Raw genomic sequence first — 15767 nt, forward strand, 5'->3', positions numbered from 1 at the left:
AATACATGAAAGTCGTAATATTACCCGATTCCTTTAAAGAAAGTCTAGATGCAGCACAAGTAGCTAGTGCGATTCATAAAGGCTTTGCTTCAGTTTTTCCAAAAGCAGAATATCATTTGTTACCTTTAGCAGATGGAGGAGAAGGTACAGTACAAGCTTTAATTGCTTCTAATGGTGGAATAGTTGAAAGTGTTTCAGTTACTGGACCACTAAATGAACCAGTTATGGCTAAAATTGCTTTCTCAATCGATGAAAAAACTGCATTTATTGAAATGGCTGAGGCATGTGGTCTACATCTTGTACCATTAGAGAAACGAAATCCTCTGCACACGACATCATATGGTGTTGGAGAGTTAATCTTATATGCGATTAATCGCGGAGTATCTGAGTTAATAATAGGTGTTGGTGGTAGTTCAACGAATGATGGCGGTATAGGAATGGCTTCTGCATTAGGATATGAATTTTATGACAAATTAGGAAATAAGCTTAGTGGAAATGGCCAGGCATTATTTAAGGTATCTTCAATGTCTGATACCAATCGAAGTTTAAAACTTAATGATGTAAAAATTACAATTGCAGCCGATGTTGTAAACCCATTAACTGGTGAAAATGGTGCAACATTTATCTTTGGTCCTCAAAAAGGATTAACAAAAAGCCAGTTACCAGAAATGGATATTGCGATGGGGAACTTCTTTCGTATAGCGGGACATGTTATTGGAAAAGAGGTCTCACAAATTCCGGGTAGCGGTGCAGGTGGTGGTATGGGAGCGGGGCTAATGTTATTTGCTAACGCTTCGATTAAAAAAGGTATCGAACTTGTACTTGAACAATTAAAAGTAAAAGAAATTTGTAAAGATGCTGATCTTGTTATTGTCGGAGAAGGTAGAATGGACGGACAGACGGCCTTTGGTAAAGCACCTGTTGGAGCAGCTTCATGCGCTCCGCCTACTGCAAAAGTTATTGCAATATGTGGAAGTATCGGTAACGGTAGTGAAGAACTTTACAAGCATGGAATCGATGCAATTTTTCCAACGATACCTGCAATCTTACCCATCGAAGAAATAATGAACAATGCGTTTGAAAATATTGAGCGTACTGCTAGAAATATTGCCGTATTACTAAAAGGTAACATAGGTTCATAATAATCATTTGAAAAATAGTAAAAACATTAGATTTAACATAATGTTTTTACTATTTTTTTATGAGAAACTGTTAAAATTTAAATTTGAAATTAAATCAAAAAGAGCTTTTGAAAGAATTTAAATTAGAATTTTATAGTCAAAATTTAATAAAATATTATTATTTTTAAAAAGTAATTATGTGTAATAAACTGCTATAAGACAAGGATTTATAAGGTTTTGGCTGGAATATTGGTGTAGTAAAATAATTAGTTTTTTAATATTTTGAATTTTAAAATAAAAAAGATTATTTCATTTATCCTGTATAATTAGTAGATTAATTGATTAATTATCTTGGAGGATTTATGAAAAAAGTATACTTAGCATTTTTGGTTTTAACAATCTTTATTTCTACCTCAATTCATTCATATGCTGCTGTAAATAAAGAAATCTATCTAACAAAGAGAAGTGGGATAACAAAAGATACTGTACTTAACGCAGACCGCATTATTAAAGGTGAACTATTTGTTTCTCCTAAATATCCATTTTATAAATTAAAAAAATCTATAACTTGGAAAGAGGATCCATATAGAAATACAACATGGCGTTTATATTATCAAAGTCTTGATACATTAAGTTATTTAACAAATGCCTACGAAGCAACAAAAGATACAAAATATTTATCGTATGGACTTAGCTTAATTCAATCGTTTTGGAAGGCTAACGGAAATCCAGCTAGACCAACAGACTCTTATACATACAATGCACATGCGCTCGCTAATCGAACTAGTAATCTATTATATTTTTATCATTATTATGCTAGTTCACCAATTGTCACGTATAAAAATAAGCAATATTTGAAAACAGTAATGAGAAAACATGGAACTTTTTTAAATAGCTCAAAATACTACAATACACGTACAAACTATGGTTATTTTCAAGATCGTTCATTATTCGAATTAGCTTCTTATTTCCCGGAAGAAACAACAAGTGCTCAATGGAAGAAAAATGCAGTATATCGCACTAAGTTACATATTAAGAGAGATTTTACGCCAGAAGGCCTACACAAAGAACACTCTCCTCAATATTTTTTAGTGGTATTAAATCTAGTACAAGATATGAACAGTATTGCTCAAGATCAAGAATTAACACAATTTTTATTAAAAGAACAAAATGCATTCTCAAAGTTAGTATTATCTGATTTTACTATTCCTAGATTAGGAGATTCTGATTATACTAAGTTACCAAAAACAACTTCATACTCAGTCTTGGATCCTGAATTCGAATATGTACTTACAAAAGGAAAATCAGGTAAGCAACCATCATTAGTAAGTAATGTTTCTAACTCAGTAGTTGTTATTCGTGATGCTTGGGGAAGTAAGTCTTCTTCATTATTATTTAACGCTAGTAATTTTAGTACGACTCACAAACATGCTGATGATTTATCATTTATTCTATCTCAAAGTGGTAAAGAAATTTTCATTGATAGTGGTAAATATAATTACGATACAAAAGATTCCTATCAAAAATATTTGAGAACAACATTTGCACATAATGTCGTTACAGTCGATGGGAAATCTTATCCAATATTATCAAGTAATATAGGTAAATCTAAGATGACTAATTTTATTGAAAACCCTGAAAGTGTAATTTTAACGGGTGAGCATACACTTTATAATGGTGTTCGAGTGTATCGTACAATGGTTTATTTAAAAGCTAATAAAGCAACATTAATTCAAGATGAAATCCTATCGGAAAAACTTCATAGGACTGATCAAGTGTTTAATATTGGACAAAATATTCCAACTCAGACAATAGATCAAAGTACAATCCAGCTTAACAACTCAGTAACATTGAAACAACATAATCCATCTTCTTTAATAGAATATTTTGGACAAAAAGCACCGATTCGAGGATATGCATCAACATTATTTAATAGTATTTATCCGATAAAACAATTAGATTTTCAATCTAGTGGAAAAAACATTCAATATTTTACGAGTATTAGTACAACTCCAATAACTGTTTCACAATTTTCATTATATGAAGATCAGTTTAATATAAGCATGTCTGATGGTGCGACATACACAGTGACTAAGCCACTTACTACGCCATTTGTAAATACAGTAACTGACTTGGATATTAAACTAAATGGATTTACACAAGGTGGAGCACAAATAAATGTATTTTCCGGTGCAACGATGGTAGCAAGTGGGATCGCGAGTGAATCAGGGGATTTCTCAATTGATTTGCCTTTACAACTTGCAGGTACTAATTTAACAGTTGTTTCTACAAGTAAAAATGGTCAATATAAAGCTTCGACTACTGTAACTGTAAAAGATGAAACAGCACCTGTTATTCCTTCAATTGATAAGGTTACACCAAAGACAACTATAATAAGCGGTAAAACAGAGAAAAACGTAATTGTTACTATTAAAATCGGAAGTAGAACTTATACGACTACTTCTGATAAATATGGGAAATACAAAATCAAGATTGCAACTCCCAAAAAGGGGTTAACAGTTTTCGTATATGCAAAAGATAAATCAGGAAATATGAGTAAATTTAATTCAGTAAAAGTTTTATAAAAAAAGTATAGTCATAATAAATTAAGAGATATTAGTAAAGGAGATAAATTCAAAAAAAAGAGTGGGTGCGATACCCACTTAATTTTGAGAATATTATCTTCTTTTCTTTTTAGGATCATTTGCTAAAAATTGCGGTTTTTTTATTACTTCTAGTTCGACGAGTACGTTAACATGTTTATCATTTATAGGAATAACACTTAATACTGTACCTTTTCGCCCTTTTATTACTACATTTTCACCTTCGGATGGGGCACGATCGAGCAGTTGGTTTAATAGTTCAGTGTTTTTATTAATAAAATGAACTACGATCATAAGAAGTCAACTCCTCTATTCATTTTTATCTTTATACAATATTTAAGTTCAATAAAAATAAGAACATTAATTTTTTGTTTCTATTTACGAGAAAAAATCATAAAAAGTCTAATTTTAAGATTAGATAAATATTTTAATTTTTATAAAAATTCTCATAAACAACTTTCTATTTACTGTTATTTTTAATACAATTTAATAAAATAAGCTAAGTATTGTGAGGAAATCCATGCAAAAGAAAATCTTATCAGTCATTGCATTAAGCCTACTATTAGTTGGATGTAAACATGATGATCGAACTGTTAAAACAACTAAAAATGAAGTGAGTCAAGAACCGAAAAAAGAACAAGTAGTCGAAAAAGAAGAAATCGATACAATTTTTGCACCGTTAAATGGACTACCAGTAAGTCAGGTTAGTGAACAAAGACCTGTAGCTGTTATGGTTAACAACTTTCATTTAGCAAGGCCTCAAAGCGGTCTTTATCATGCTGACATCGTTTATGAGATTTTAGCTGAAGGAGATATTACGAGATTTTTAGCAATTTTTCAAAGCAATATACCAGAAAAAATAGGCCCTGTTCGAAGTGCCCGAGACTATTACATTGATTTAGCAAATGGTTATCATGCTTTATTTATTTGTCACGGTAATAGCCCTAAGGCAAAGCAAATGATGGATGCTGGATTGATTGATTCATTAAATGGATTAATTTATGATGGAACCTTATTTAAAAGAGATAAGACTAGACGAGCTCCACATAATTCATATATTTTAAAAGAGGGAATTGAAAAAGGGGTAGAAAAAAGAAACTATTCCTTTACTGAAAAAGTCACACCATTAGCATTTACACAGGAAGCACCGAGCTTTGATAATTCATGGAAACAAATAAGTGATGCGTTTATTAAATACTCCTATAATGCAGATAATAATGTGACGTACAAATATTCTGAAGCAAATAAACATTTTCAACGTTTTCAAAATGGAGTTGTAGCGAAAGATGCTTTAAATGGTAAACAGCTGCAAATTAAAAATATTTTAATCGTTCAATCCACGCATAAAATTATCGATGATTATGGCCGTCGATCAGTTGACTTAAAAAGTGGAGGAAAAGGTTATTATTTAGTCGATGGCAGAATGAAAGATATAGAATGGAAAAATGTAAATGGTCGTATAATTCCGTTTAATCTTGATGGAACAGAAATTGACCTCGAACCAGGCCAAACGTGGATAAATTTCGTACCAGAATTAAGTAAGGTAACAATTAAATAATGTGCATAAAAGCAGGTCGATTACTTATCGGTCTGCTTTTTTTATTTCGCTCTGTTAATGTTTATTGTTGATATTAAACGATTTGAAGTGGATAAATAGATCTGATTAGAGTGGAAGTTGTGAGACTCCTATAGGAGTAGCGAGAAGGGTGAGAACCTACAGTGGTCTAAAAAGGTAGGCATGCTAATACCACGACGTCCTGTCGTAACACATGCATAACCCACATCGTGGTGGCCAAGTTGGATCAGCTCACGTCCCATAGAAAGGGAGCATCCTGTAAAGGAATCAACATTTTTTTTAACAGGGTCATCTATCTTAATATCTAAAAGGTTAATGTTTTTAAATATACATTAAAATTACATTTCAATCCTATTAATATTCATTAGTCGACTATATTCGTATGCTACAATAATGAAATATAGTAGATACATAGATTAATTGAATAGGAAGAGGCGATGTAAAAGTTGAAGAAATTATTTACTTTTTCACTAATTTTAGCAATTATTTTTTCTCAGTTCCCGCTAAAATCCCAGGTAAATGCTGAAGGGATAGAACCACTAATTTCAGTCAAATTAGTAAATTACTTAGGTAATAAGAGCGAAGTAACTGTTAAATCAGCAGAAGTTTATGCAGTAAAAAATTCAAGCATAAAGTTACAAGCCAATACAGAGTATAAAATTAAAGTTGCTGCGAGTAGTGTTTCACTTTATCTAGGTGATGTTCTACTAGGAACTTATCCAAGTATTGATCTAGTTCCTTTTAATTACAATGTTCCATTAATGATTAATGGTAGAAGTTATTTAGGGAATGTTTCATTTAAAAATGAAAATAATTACGTGCGCCCGATTAATACTCTACCAATAGAAGACTATCTTAAAGGTGTAGTTCCAAACGAAATGCCTGCTTCTTGGAATATTGAAGCATTAAAAGCACAAACAATCTCGGCTAGAACTTATGCAATGAGATATGCTAATACAAATAAAACGATCGACGATACGATTAGTTATCAAGTTTATGGTGGTTATACTTGGAATACAAATAGCACTAAAGCTGTAGATGATACGTTTAGTCGAGTACTAAAATACAATAATCAATTAATTGATGCTGTTTTTTCTGCTAGTAATGGCGGGAAAACGGAGTCAAATGCTAACGCATGGGGAAGCACTGCATTACCTTATTTACCAATTAAAAATGATCCATATGATATTGCTAAAGAATGGAATGTAACACTTCATAAAACGCAAATTGATTTGACAAAATTAGATTTAAAAAATGCCGATTCATGGTGGACTTCTACGAACGAAGTGGATCAAGAGATTAGTAGTAATATTAAAACATGGATGAAATCAAATGGTTATTCCGCTAAAGATATTAAAATAGTAAAAATTAATAAGTTGGATTTAACGACGCCTACTTCAGGTGGAAGAATGTCAAAAGGGAATCTAACTGTTGATTTTATTGTTAAAGGTGAGTTAGAGGCAGATGGAAGTTTAAAAGTGCAGCATTTAAACTTAACTGAAGTAGCTTCATCTAAAATTCGAGCTGCTATTGGACTAAGAAAGATTCAAAGTTATTTAGTTACTAATACTAATGCAACGACTACTTCCATTTCACTGAAAGGTAAAGGTGATGGGCATGGAGTAGGGTTGAGTCAATATGGTGCTAAAAAAATGGGCGAGTCAGATAAAAATTATCAAGATATCGTCTCATTCTATTATCCTGGTACAACACTTTCTGCACAATATAGTACAAAACAACCTCGTACAGGATATAAAATCTACACACCTAAAGTAAATAGTGTTAGTAATGTAGATAAACAGTTAACTGGTAAATCTGAACCAGACACAATGATTACATTAGTTGCAAATGGGAAAGTTTTAGCCAATGCAAAAACAGATTCAAAGGGAGTATTTGTCTTAAACATTCCAATACAAAAGGCTGGTACAAATTTAACTATAACTGCGAGCTTTGAAGGATTTGAAAGTGATCCAACTGTCATCAAGGTACTTGATAAAATGGCTCCAGTCAAACCTGTGATTAATAATGTAAACAATAATGCTGCCTACGTGACTGGAAAAAGTGAAGCATATTCTACTGTTACAGTGAAAATTGGTACTAAGACATATACGACTAAAGCATATTCAACTGGAAGCTTTAAAATAGTAATACCTGTTCAAAAAGCAGGAACACTAATTTCGGTTACAGCAAAAGATAGTTCAGGTAACATAAGTTCAGTTACTTCAGTAAATGTCGTTCGTGTTGGACCAAATATGCCGACATTAAATGCGGTTTATTCAGCTTCTACTTTAGTACAAGGAACAGCTGAAAAGTATTTAACAATTCAAGTAAAGATTGGTACGAAACTATATAAAGCTAAAGTGTACAGCACTGGAACTTATAAGTTAGCAATTCCTAAGCAAAAAGTAGGAACTAAAATTTCGGTAAACGCGATTGATTCAAAAGGAAATACAAGTGCAACAAAAGCGATTACTGTTGTTAAGTAAAGAAAAAGATGGATCAAGCAGAGGCATTCTGTTTGGTCCATCTTTTTTGAATAGGTGAGTTGAAATGAATCCATTCAGGAAAAATTGACTGAGTAATTATTCAGTGTTACGATAAAAATCGTAAATTATTGATCTAATAGGGACCATCATTTTTTTGTATAGATTAATAGATAATATAAACAATAGGAAGGAGTGCAGGAAATGGTTAAAAATCAAGATACAATAGAACAAATTAGTAGCCTTAAAGCTGACTGTGAGAACTGTTTTGGACTATGCTGTGTCGCTTTGCCATTTACAGAATCTGTGGACTTCGCTGTTGATAAAGATGCAGGAAAACCTTGTCATAACCTAAATTCAGATTTCAAATGTGGGGTACATACTAATCTTAGAGAACTAGGTTTTAAAGGTTGTACAGTATTTGATTGCTTCGGAGCTGGACAAAAAGTATCAAATATTACTTTCAATGAAAACGATTGGCGTAATTCTTCAGATTTAGCCAATCAAATGTTTGATGTGTTTCCAATTATGAAACAACTTCATGAAATGCTTTGGTATTTAACCGAAGCACTGAGCCTAAAGGAAGCAAGTATAATTCATAAAGACCTTAGAGAAATGCTTGATAAAACAGAAAAACTTACACTACTTAATCCAGAATCCATACTTGAGTTAGACGTTCAGACACATCGAACAGAGGTTAACATATTACTACTACGTACAAGTGAACTTGTTAGGAATGAAGCTCGTCAATATGTGGGGAATTCGAAAAAACGTCAAAAGATTGGACGTGGAATAGATCTGATGGGGGCTAATCTAAAAGGTGCTGACCTACGAGGGGCAAACTTACGAGGAGCATATTTAATAGCAGCTGATTTAAGAAAAGCTGATCTAAGAATGGCCGACCTTATTGGTGTTGATTTTAGGGATGCTGATTTAAGTGGAGCAGATCTAACTGGGAGCATATTTCTTACACAAGCGCAGATTAATTCAGCGAAGGGTGATGACCAAACAAAATTACCTTCAACTTTAACTGCCCCAGCACATTGGTAGTATTTTCAGTTAATAACTAAAAGCGATTTTCAAATAATTGAAAATCGCTTTTTTATGTTTCCTGTGTTATTTCAAAAAAAGAGCTGTAAAAAAAGTTCTTCGATTATAAAAGAATACTTCTGCTCTTATTTTTTCTGAATAGGAATCCAAATTTCACTTTTAAATGTAGTTGAGGTTATATCTTTACTTTCATTCCATAAAATCTCTGGACCTTTTATTTGTTCATAGTTTGAAGAGGGAAACCATTCGGAGTAAATACGTCCCCACACATTTTGTAATGTTTCAGGAAATGGGCCAATTGCTTCGAATACAGCCCATGTCGATGCTGGAACTTCAAGTTTCTTCAGATTTTTTGGGCATTCTTTTGATGTTGCTACACCTATATAGTGGTCAAGCTCACCTTTTTCCTCCATTCGATTTTCTGAAAAGTTAGTGGAAGCACTAATTATTCCGACGGGCTCTACATTCGAGAGTAATTTTAGTTGTTTAATTATTTCTTCGTCTAAACTTTTCCACATAGAAGCAATTTCAGGGTTAACTCCATTAAAAATAATAGGAACTCTTTTTTGAATGCCAACTATGCAAAACGACTCTTTTTCTTCAATACGATAGTTCATTTCACAACCTCCTTTAATTGATAACTGGAAGGTCATCTGTGGATAAACTTTAAGCGTTTGCCCATTACCCCTCGCTTCAGACGGTGTTATACCATGTAAAGCATGAAATGCTCTTGAAAATGAATCAGGTGAGTTATAACCGTACTTAACTGCAGTATCTATGACCTTAATACTGTTGTTTTTAAGGTCAAATGCAGCTAATGAAAGCCGTCTTCGGCGAATATATTCCGAAAGTGTAATCCCTGAAAGATAAGAAAACATTCGATTAAAATGATGTTCAGAACAACAAGCTATCCGTGCTACTTCTTTAAGATCAACCTCGTTTGTGAGGTTATTTTCTATATACTTTAACGCATCGTTCATGTTCTTAAGCAAATCCACTTCCTGACCTCCTTTATCAGTAGAATATCAGTTATTGAAAGTATGAGTCCGACAATTTCATATCAATTTATGTAGGATTTATTTAACAAGAAGAGGACCATTACTGGTCCTCTTTTCGTAACCTCTTTCCTAAAAGATTGGTGTTTTTAAAAGGTTCTTAATAGCAACAGAGTTTACGAAAACAGTATTTCGTTAAAATGAATTAATTATTTTGCAAAGCTTTTCTAAGCCAATTGATAAATCATTTTCACTTACTAAAGAGTAACTAATTCGAAATGATTGGGCACTTGTTTCCTTATTATAGCAAGCAATTCCCGGTAAGAAGGCAATATCCTCTTTATTAGCCTTTTCTAATAACTCAAAAATATCAAGCTGAGTTTCATGAACAGTTAGCCATAAATTAAATCCCCCTTCAGGAATGTGGAATGTAAGCTTATTTGTAAGATTTGAAAGAATGTTAACACTTGTATCCCGTCGGAGTTGTAATGCAATTCGTAGCTTTTCAACATGGCTTCTCATTCGGTCAGTACGCAAAAAAGGTAGTATTGCTTTTTGAGTTAGTAGGGGGCTACCCACATCCATCGAAGCTTTTACAGCGTGTAACCATTCAAATACTGGACCGTTAGCTAGCATAGCAGCAATTCGAATTCCTGGTGCCAGTGTTTTACTAAATCCTTTAATATAAATAACATGATCTGTTTTATCATAATATTTAATTGGTACTTGATTTATTGCCTTATCAAAGTAAATATCACTAAAGGAATCATCTTCTAAAATAAAGAAGTTATTTTGTTTTGCTAATTCAATTAGTTCCATTTTTCGATCATTGCTCATTGAGATACCAGTAGGGTTTTGAAAGGAAGGATTGACATAAAGTAATTTTGGATTGTACTTTTGACAAACTTCTTCAATTAAATCCGAGCGAATTCCTTCAAAGTCCATCTCAACTGGAATGATATGAATCCCTTTATTTATAAAAATATCAAGTGCTCCTCCATAACATGGGCTTTCAACAATGATAGAATCACCTGGTTTTAATACTGCCTGAGCTACTAGATCAATTCCTTGTTGAACTCCGCTCGTTATTAATAGATTGTCTGCATCTGATTTAATCTGTTGAAACTCTAATAAATGCTTTGAGATTTCAATGCGTAATTCTCTATCCCCTTGAACAGGTCCATAAGTGGTAAGAATAGAAGCATCTTTATTTAATAATTTTTGCATTTCTTCTGCCAAAAATTTATTTGGGAGAAGGCGCGGATAAACTACTGCTTTTGAAAAATCATATTTTACAGGTTCTCTATTCATTAAGTATTGTGAGCGAACTACATTGATACCTAAAGATTGTTGCCAACTAGAGCTTTGTTCAATTGGTACGACTTTGGATACCTTTTTATTAATGAATACCCCCTTACCTTGTATTACAGTGGCATATCCATTTACTTCTAGCCATTTATAAGCCTTTCTAATTGTTAATACGCTGATTGCTAATTCTTCCGCTAGTAGCCGCAAAGAAGGTAATTTCTCATTATGATTTAGTAAACCACTATGAATCCGTTGAACAATTTGATTACATATTTGTAAATAAAAAGGGACTATGGATTTCTTATGGATATGAATTTTCATTTAATCCGCCTTATTAGTTTTTGATTATACGTTAGAAAATAATAGGTAAATAGTCAATAAAAAAAATCTAACTGTTATACACGCAATTGTACTGTTATACACTGTATTTAATATAATACGTTTATCAAAGGGGTGATGAAATGGTCATTATTAATTATATTTTTGTTTGTATTATTTTTGGAACGACATTTCTTGCAATTAAATTTGGAATTGAATCTGGAGTATCTCCGTTATTTTCAGCTGGAATTCGATTTACAATCGCAGGAATAATCGTTATTTTATTTTTTCTTCTTAAAGGGAAGAAAATCAGATCATTTATATTCTCAAAAAGACTTATGTTTATGGGGTTTTGCCTAACGTTTATGACATTTTCATCATTATACTGGGCAGAACAGTACATTACTTCGGGCTTGGCTGCAGTTTTATCAGCTACAGGGCCGATGATGATTGTATTAATCCAATTAAGTCGTAAGCAAAAAAGAATCGAACGGAAGCAGTTAATTGCCCTTATAATGGCATTTACAGGTGTTATTTGCGTTTGTTTACCCGGTATGAGCCAGCACGTATCAAATTTATGGATCATAGCATGTATTGCTGTTTTAATAAGTGAAATATTTTATGCCATTGGATCCATCAATTCGAAAGAAATATTAACCGATTATGAAAAAGTATCGCCTTTCCTAATAAATGCAGTTCAAATGTTATATGGAGGAATCTTACTTTTATTATTTTCACTTTTAGTTGAAAAACCAAATTTAAGTAGTTTAACTACTTGGGATGCACAGTGGCCAATATTATATTTAGTATTTATTGGATCAATTGGAGGACATGGACTTTATAGTTGGTTAATATCTAAAACAAATCCTGTATTCCCATCAACATGGTTATACGTTTCACCTTTAATCGCAAGTGTACTAGGCTATTTTGTATTAGATGAACCAATAAAGGCTATTATGGCCTTTGGAGGAATTCTTATATTAACTGGCGTATTCATAGCTAACTGGTCGACATTTAATAGCTATAGAAAGCAAGGGAGTCTTCTAAAGAAAGAAATAAAATTATCGGAATAGTAGTTAACTATATAAAAAAAGGGAAATCTATCAACTAGATTCCTTTTTTTTATGTATTCATATAGTAATAATACTTATTAAACTAGGCGCATTACTAAAAGATTATTCCTTTATAAAAAGGTTAGTTAAATCAAACTGATATGAAAGAGATTAGTTGGAGTGTAAGATGCGAGGCTCCCGATAGGGTGGCGGAACAGGTGAGACTGCATAGGTACGATTGCACCGTGGTTTGAAAAAAGCTTTAAAATGAAACTAAAAATTACTATTTAAATGAAAATTTCTTTTTATGCACATAATATACTTTACTGAATTACTGTGCTCTTATAAAATAAATGAGTTATAGATGAAACATTAATATTTCAGTTAATAAAAAATTCTTTAATTGTTAAATAGTAACTCTAGTTAAGAAAATAGGAGGGGTGCTGCTTTACGAACTAGATTTGCTAGTGATAAAAAATAAACAAAAGGTAAAGCAACAATAATGAAGAATTCTAAAGTGAATTTTAGTAATATAATAATTTCGTTATTCTTTTTTGGGATACTATTTGGAAGTTTATTTTTAACAATGGTCTTACCAGATCGAAAAGTATCGGTAATCGAAAATAGAAGTTTAGCAACTAAACCAGTGCTGACAGCGGATGAATTTAAGAGTGGCGAGTATTTTAAAAAATATGAAACTTATCACAGTGATCAATATCCTTTAAGAAATAAAATGCTAGAGATAAATGGAACCTTTAAATATAAAGTGATTGATCAAAAAATTGCCGAAATTGGCCCGAAAAAATATTATCGTTCAAATAGTGGATTTATCATACAACAAAATTATAAACAAAATCCTACTACTTTAATTAATGAATTAAAAGGTTTTACAAAAGAAGTTACAAATGCAGGTATACCGGTGTTTTATAGTATTATTCCGCATAAGTCTGTATTCTTTGAAACAGAATTACCTACATATCTTCCAAGCTATGGAAAAGAAAGCGTCAAAGCATTAAAAACAGGTTTAAAGACAGTTCCCGCGCTTCACTTAATTGATATTGATAAGGAGCTTCGTAAACAGCCGAAAGAAAATATTTATTTTAAAACAGATCATCATTGGAATATGAATGGTGCGTTTATTGGGTATCAAAAAATCATTTCAGAAGTAAACAAAGAGATTCCAGAGATAGGACAACCTATTCCAAAGAAAACTTATAATTTTCAAAAGAAGGGTCTAGATTTTAACGGTTCATATGCACGTTCTACAACATTATCTTTTGTGACAGATTCGGATAAAATGATCGTTCCGACAAATGATATTATCTCTACAACTGTAAAAGCGTGTATTGATAAAGACAATAAATGTGATGATCCAGTATTTTTTCCTGAGAAGTTGACAGAGTTTAATCCGTATACAGATCGATATGTATTCTTTGGGTTAAATCAGGCATTGATTCGTTACAAAAATTCGAAACCGATCTCTCAAAAGAAAGCAGTAGTTATTAAAGATTCATATGCTAAACCTATTATTCCGTTATTAACAAAACATTTTAAAGAAGTAGATGTAATTGATACACGATATTTCGGAGTAGATTCGAGATTTAAAAATAGTTCAGCAGTTCAATTTATTAAATCTGAGAAGCCTGATGTTGTAATCTTTGTAACGAATACGACAGCGGTAGAAAAAAATATTACAGAGTACTTACAATAGATGATTCTGTTTTGGAAAGGATTAAAAGGGAATGGTTTTTAGTTCGACAGTTTTTATGTTTTGGTTTTTACCAATTGTACTTTTAGTATACTTTATTATTCCTCGTTCGATTAAGAACTTATGGTTGCTGATAGCTAGTTTGTTTTTTTACGCATGGGGAGAACCGACTTATGTATGGTTAATGATTTTCTCAATCGTAATGAACTATCTCTTTGGACTAGCAGTTGATAAAAATAGGGAGAAAAAGTCTAAGATAAAATGGATTATGATTGCGATGGTTTCATGCAATCTATTCATTCTAGGAATTTTTAAATATACCAATTTTATCGCTGACAATATAGAAAGTTTAACTGGATTATCGCTAAATGTTCCAGTTATACCATTACCTATAGGTATTTCATTTTTTACTTTCCATGCGCTCAGTTATGTAATAGATGTTTATCGAGGAGAAAGAAAAGTACAAAAGAATCCTTTAAATTTAGCACTTTATATTACAATGTTCCCTCAGTTAGTTGCAGGACCAATCGTTCGTTATCAAACGGTTGCAAATGAATTAAATAAGCGTACAGAAAGTTTAGAATTAATTTTTTATGGAATTAAACGCTTCATTATTGGATTAGCTAAAAAGATGCTTTTAGCAAATAATTTCGGATTAATCGCGGATCAAATTTTCGCTCAATCTCCAGATCAAATGACAACGGGCATGGCTTGGATTGGGATTCTTTCCTACTCATTACAAATTTTCTTTGATTTTGCAGGTTACTCAGATATGGCGATTGGTTTAGGGAAAATGTTTGGTTTCCATTTCTTAGAAAACTTTAATTATCCGTATATTTCTCGTTCTGTAGCAGAGTTTTGGAGAAGATGGCACATTTCATTAGGAACGTGGTTTAGAGATTATTTATATATCCCACTAGGCGGAAATAGAGGATCAAATTTAGAAACTTACAGAAATCTATTTATTGTATGGTTAGCAACAGGAATATGGCATGGTGCTAGTTGGACATTTATTGCTTGGGGATTATATTATGGTTTTTGGATAGCATTAGAGCGTGGAGGCTTCGGTAAGATAATCGCAGCATTACCAAGAGTTATTCAACATTTATATGCTTTAATTATTGTCGTAATCGGATGGGTATTTTTCCGTTCGGCTACATTCCCGTATGCTTTCGCTTATATAAAAACGATGTTTGGAATAAATGGAACGGGACTATGGGAAACTTCAAATAATTTCTATGTGTCTGAATATGGGATCTTATTCATCTTAGCTGTTCTAGCTGCTACTCCAATTGGTAAAATTGTTGCTCATAAAGTAAGTGACTATCTAATTTCAAAAAGTAAAATAACCTACTTTGGTTTTCAACTTGGAGAAGCTGGATGGTACTGCCTACTATTACTAGTGTCACTATCGTACGTTGTCGCAAGTACATTTAATCCATTTATTTATTTTAAATTTTAAGCGATTCTCGCATAAGAGTTATAAATTATAAAGCTTTAGATAATTAAAACCCCCAATGTAATCTTCTTAGTTGATTACATTGAGGGTTTTA

At 32.2% G+C, this 15767-nt stretch carries 11 protein-coding genes; 8 read left to right on the top strand and 3 right to left on the bottom strand.

Features of this window, described 5'->3' with window-relative positions; genetic code table 11:
• The first annotated feature begins 5 nt into the window (after positions 1-5).
• Positions 6-1142, top strand: a complete 1137-nt coding sequence (locus tag B7R65_RS14260) for a glycerate kinase (RefSeq protein ID WP_088043466.1) — start codon at positions 6-8, stop codon at positions 1140-1142.
• Positions 1143-1483: 341 nt separating this feature from the next.
• Positions 1484-3706, top strand: a complete 2223-nt coding sequence (locus tag B7R65_RS14265; protein ID WP_088043467.1) for a heparinase II/III family protein — start codon at positions 1484-1486, stop codon at positions 3704-3706.
• 93 nt (positions 3707-3799) lie between these two features.
• Here B7R65_RS14265 and B7R65_RS14270 read toward each other — a convergent pair whose 3' ends face one another.
• A complete protein-coding gene (locus B7R65_RS14270; protein ID WP_088043468.1) occupies positions 3800-4018 on the bottom strand; it encodes a hypothetical protein in 219 nt (72 codons plus the stop codon).
• 226 nt (positions 4019-4244) lie between these two features.
• On the opposite strand from B7R65_RS14270, the gene B7R65_RS14275 reads away from it, so the two are divergent.
• The 3 genes from B7R65_RS14275 to B7R65_RS14285 all read left to right on the top strand — a co-directional run bounded on the left by B7R65_RS14275 (position 4245) and on the right by B7R65_RS14285 (position 8833).
• Positions 4245-5282, top strand: coding sequence for a DUF3048 domain-containing protein (locus tag B7R65_RS14275; protein ID WP_088043469.1), 1038 nt, complete (start codon positions 4245-4247; stop codon positions 5280-5282).
• A 464-nt stretch (positions 5283-5746) separates the two neighbouring features.
• Complete coding sequence (locus tag B7R65_RS14280; RefSeq protein ID WP_088043470.1) at positions 5747-7786, top strand: SpoIID/LytB domain-containing protein; 2040 nt, start codon at positions 5747-5749, stop codon at positions 7784-7786.
• Positions 7787-7987: 201 nt separating this feature from the next.
• Entirely contained in the window at positions 7988-8833 is an 846-nt protein-coding gene (locus tag B7R65_RS14285; protein WP_088043471.1) for a pentapeptide repeat-containing protein, read from the top strand.
• 125 nt (positions 8834-8958) lie between these two features.
• Here B7R65_RS14285 and B7R65_RS14290 read toward each other — a convergent pair whose 3' ends face one another.
• Complete coding sequence (locus B7R65_RS14290; RefSeq protein ID WP_088043472.1) at positions 8959-9831, bottom strand: AraC family transcriptional regulator; 873 nt, start codon at positions 9829-9831, stop codon at positions 8959-8961.
• Between the two features lie 192 nt (positions 9832-10023).
• Positions 10024-11457 carry a MocR-like pyridoxine biosynthesis transcription factor PdxR gene (pdxR, locus tag B7R65_RS14295; RefSeq protein WP_088043473.1) on the bottom strand — a complete coding sequence of 478 codons (1434 nt, stop codon included), beginning with the start codon at positions 11455-11457 and terminating at the stop codon, positions 10024-10026.
• A 140-nt stretch (positions 11458-11597) separates the two neighbouring features.
• On the opposite strand from pdxR, the gene B7R65_RS14300 reads away from it, so the two are divergent.
• The 3 genes from B7R65_RS14300 (at position 11598) to B7R65_RS14310 (ending at position 15676) form a co-directional block, all read left to right on the top strand.
• Positions 11598-12527 carry a DMT family transporter gene (locus tag B7R65_RS14300; RefSeq protein ID WP_088043474.1) on the top strand — a complete coding sequence of 310 codons (930 nt, stop codon included), beginning with the start codon at positions 11598-11600 and terminating at the stop codon, positions 12525-12527.
• Positions 12528-13008: 481 nt separating this feature from the next.
• Positions 13009-14217 (top strand): DHHW family protein, encoded by a 1209-nt coding sequence (locus B7R65_RS14305; RefSeq protein WP_088043475.1) that lies wholly within the window; start codon positions 13009-13011, stop codon positions 14215-14217.
• Positions 14218-14248: 31 nt separating this feature from the next.
• Complete coding sequence (locus tag B7R65_RS14310; RefSeq protein ID WP_088043476.1) at positions 14249-15676, top strand: MBOAT family O-acyltransferase; 1428 nt, start codon at positions 14249-14251, stop codon at positions 15674-15676.
• The last annotated feature ends 91 nt before the right edge of the window (positions 15677-15767 follow it).

This window comes from Bacillus sp. EAC (assembly GCF_002156875.1).
In the GTDB taxonomy this organism is placed as follows: Bacteria; Bacillota; Bacilli; order Bacillales; family Bacillaceae_G; genus Gottfriedia.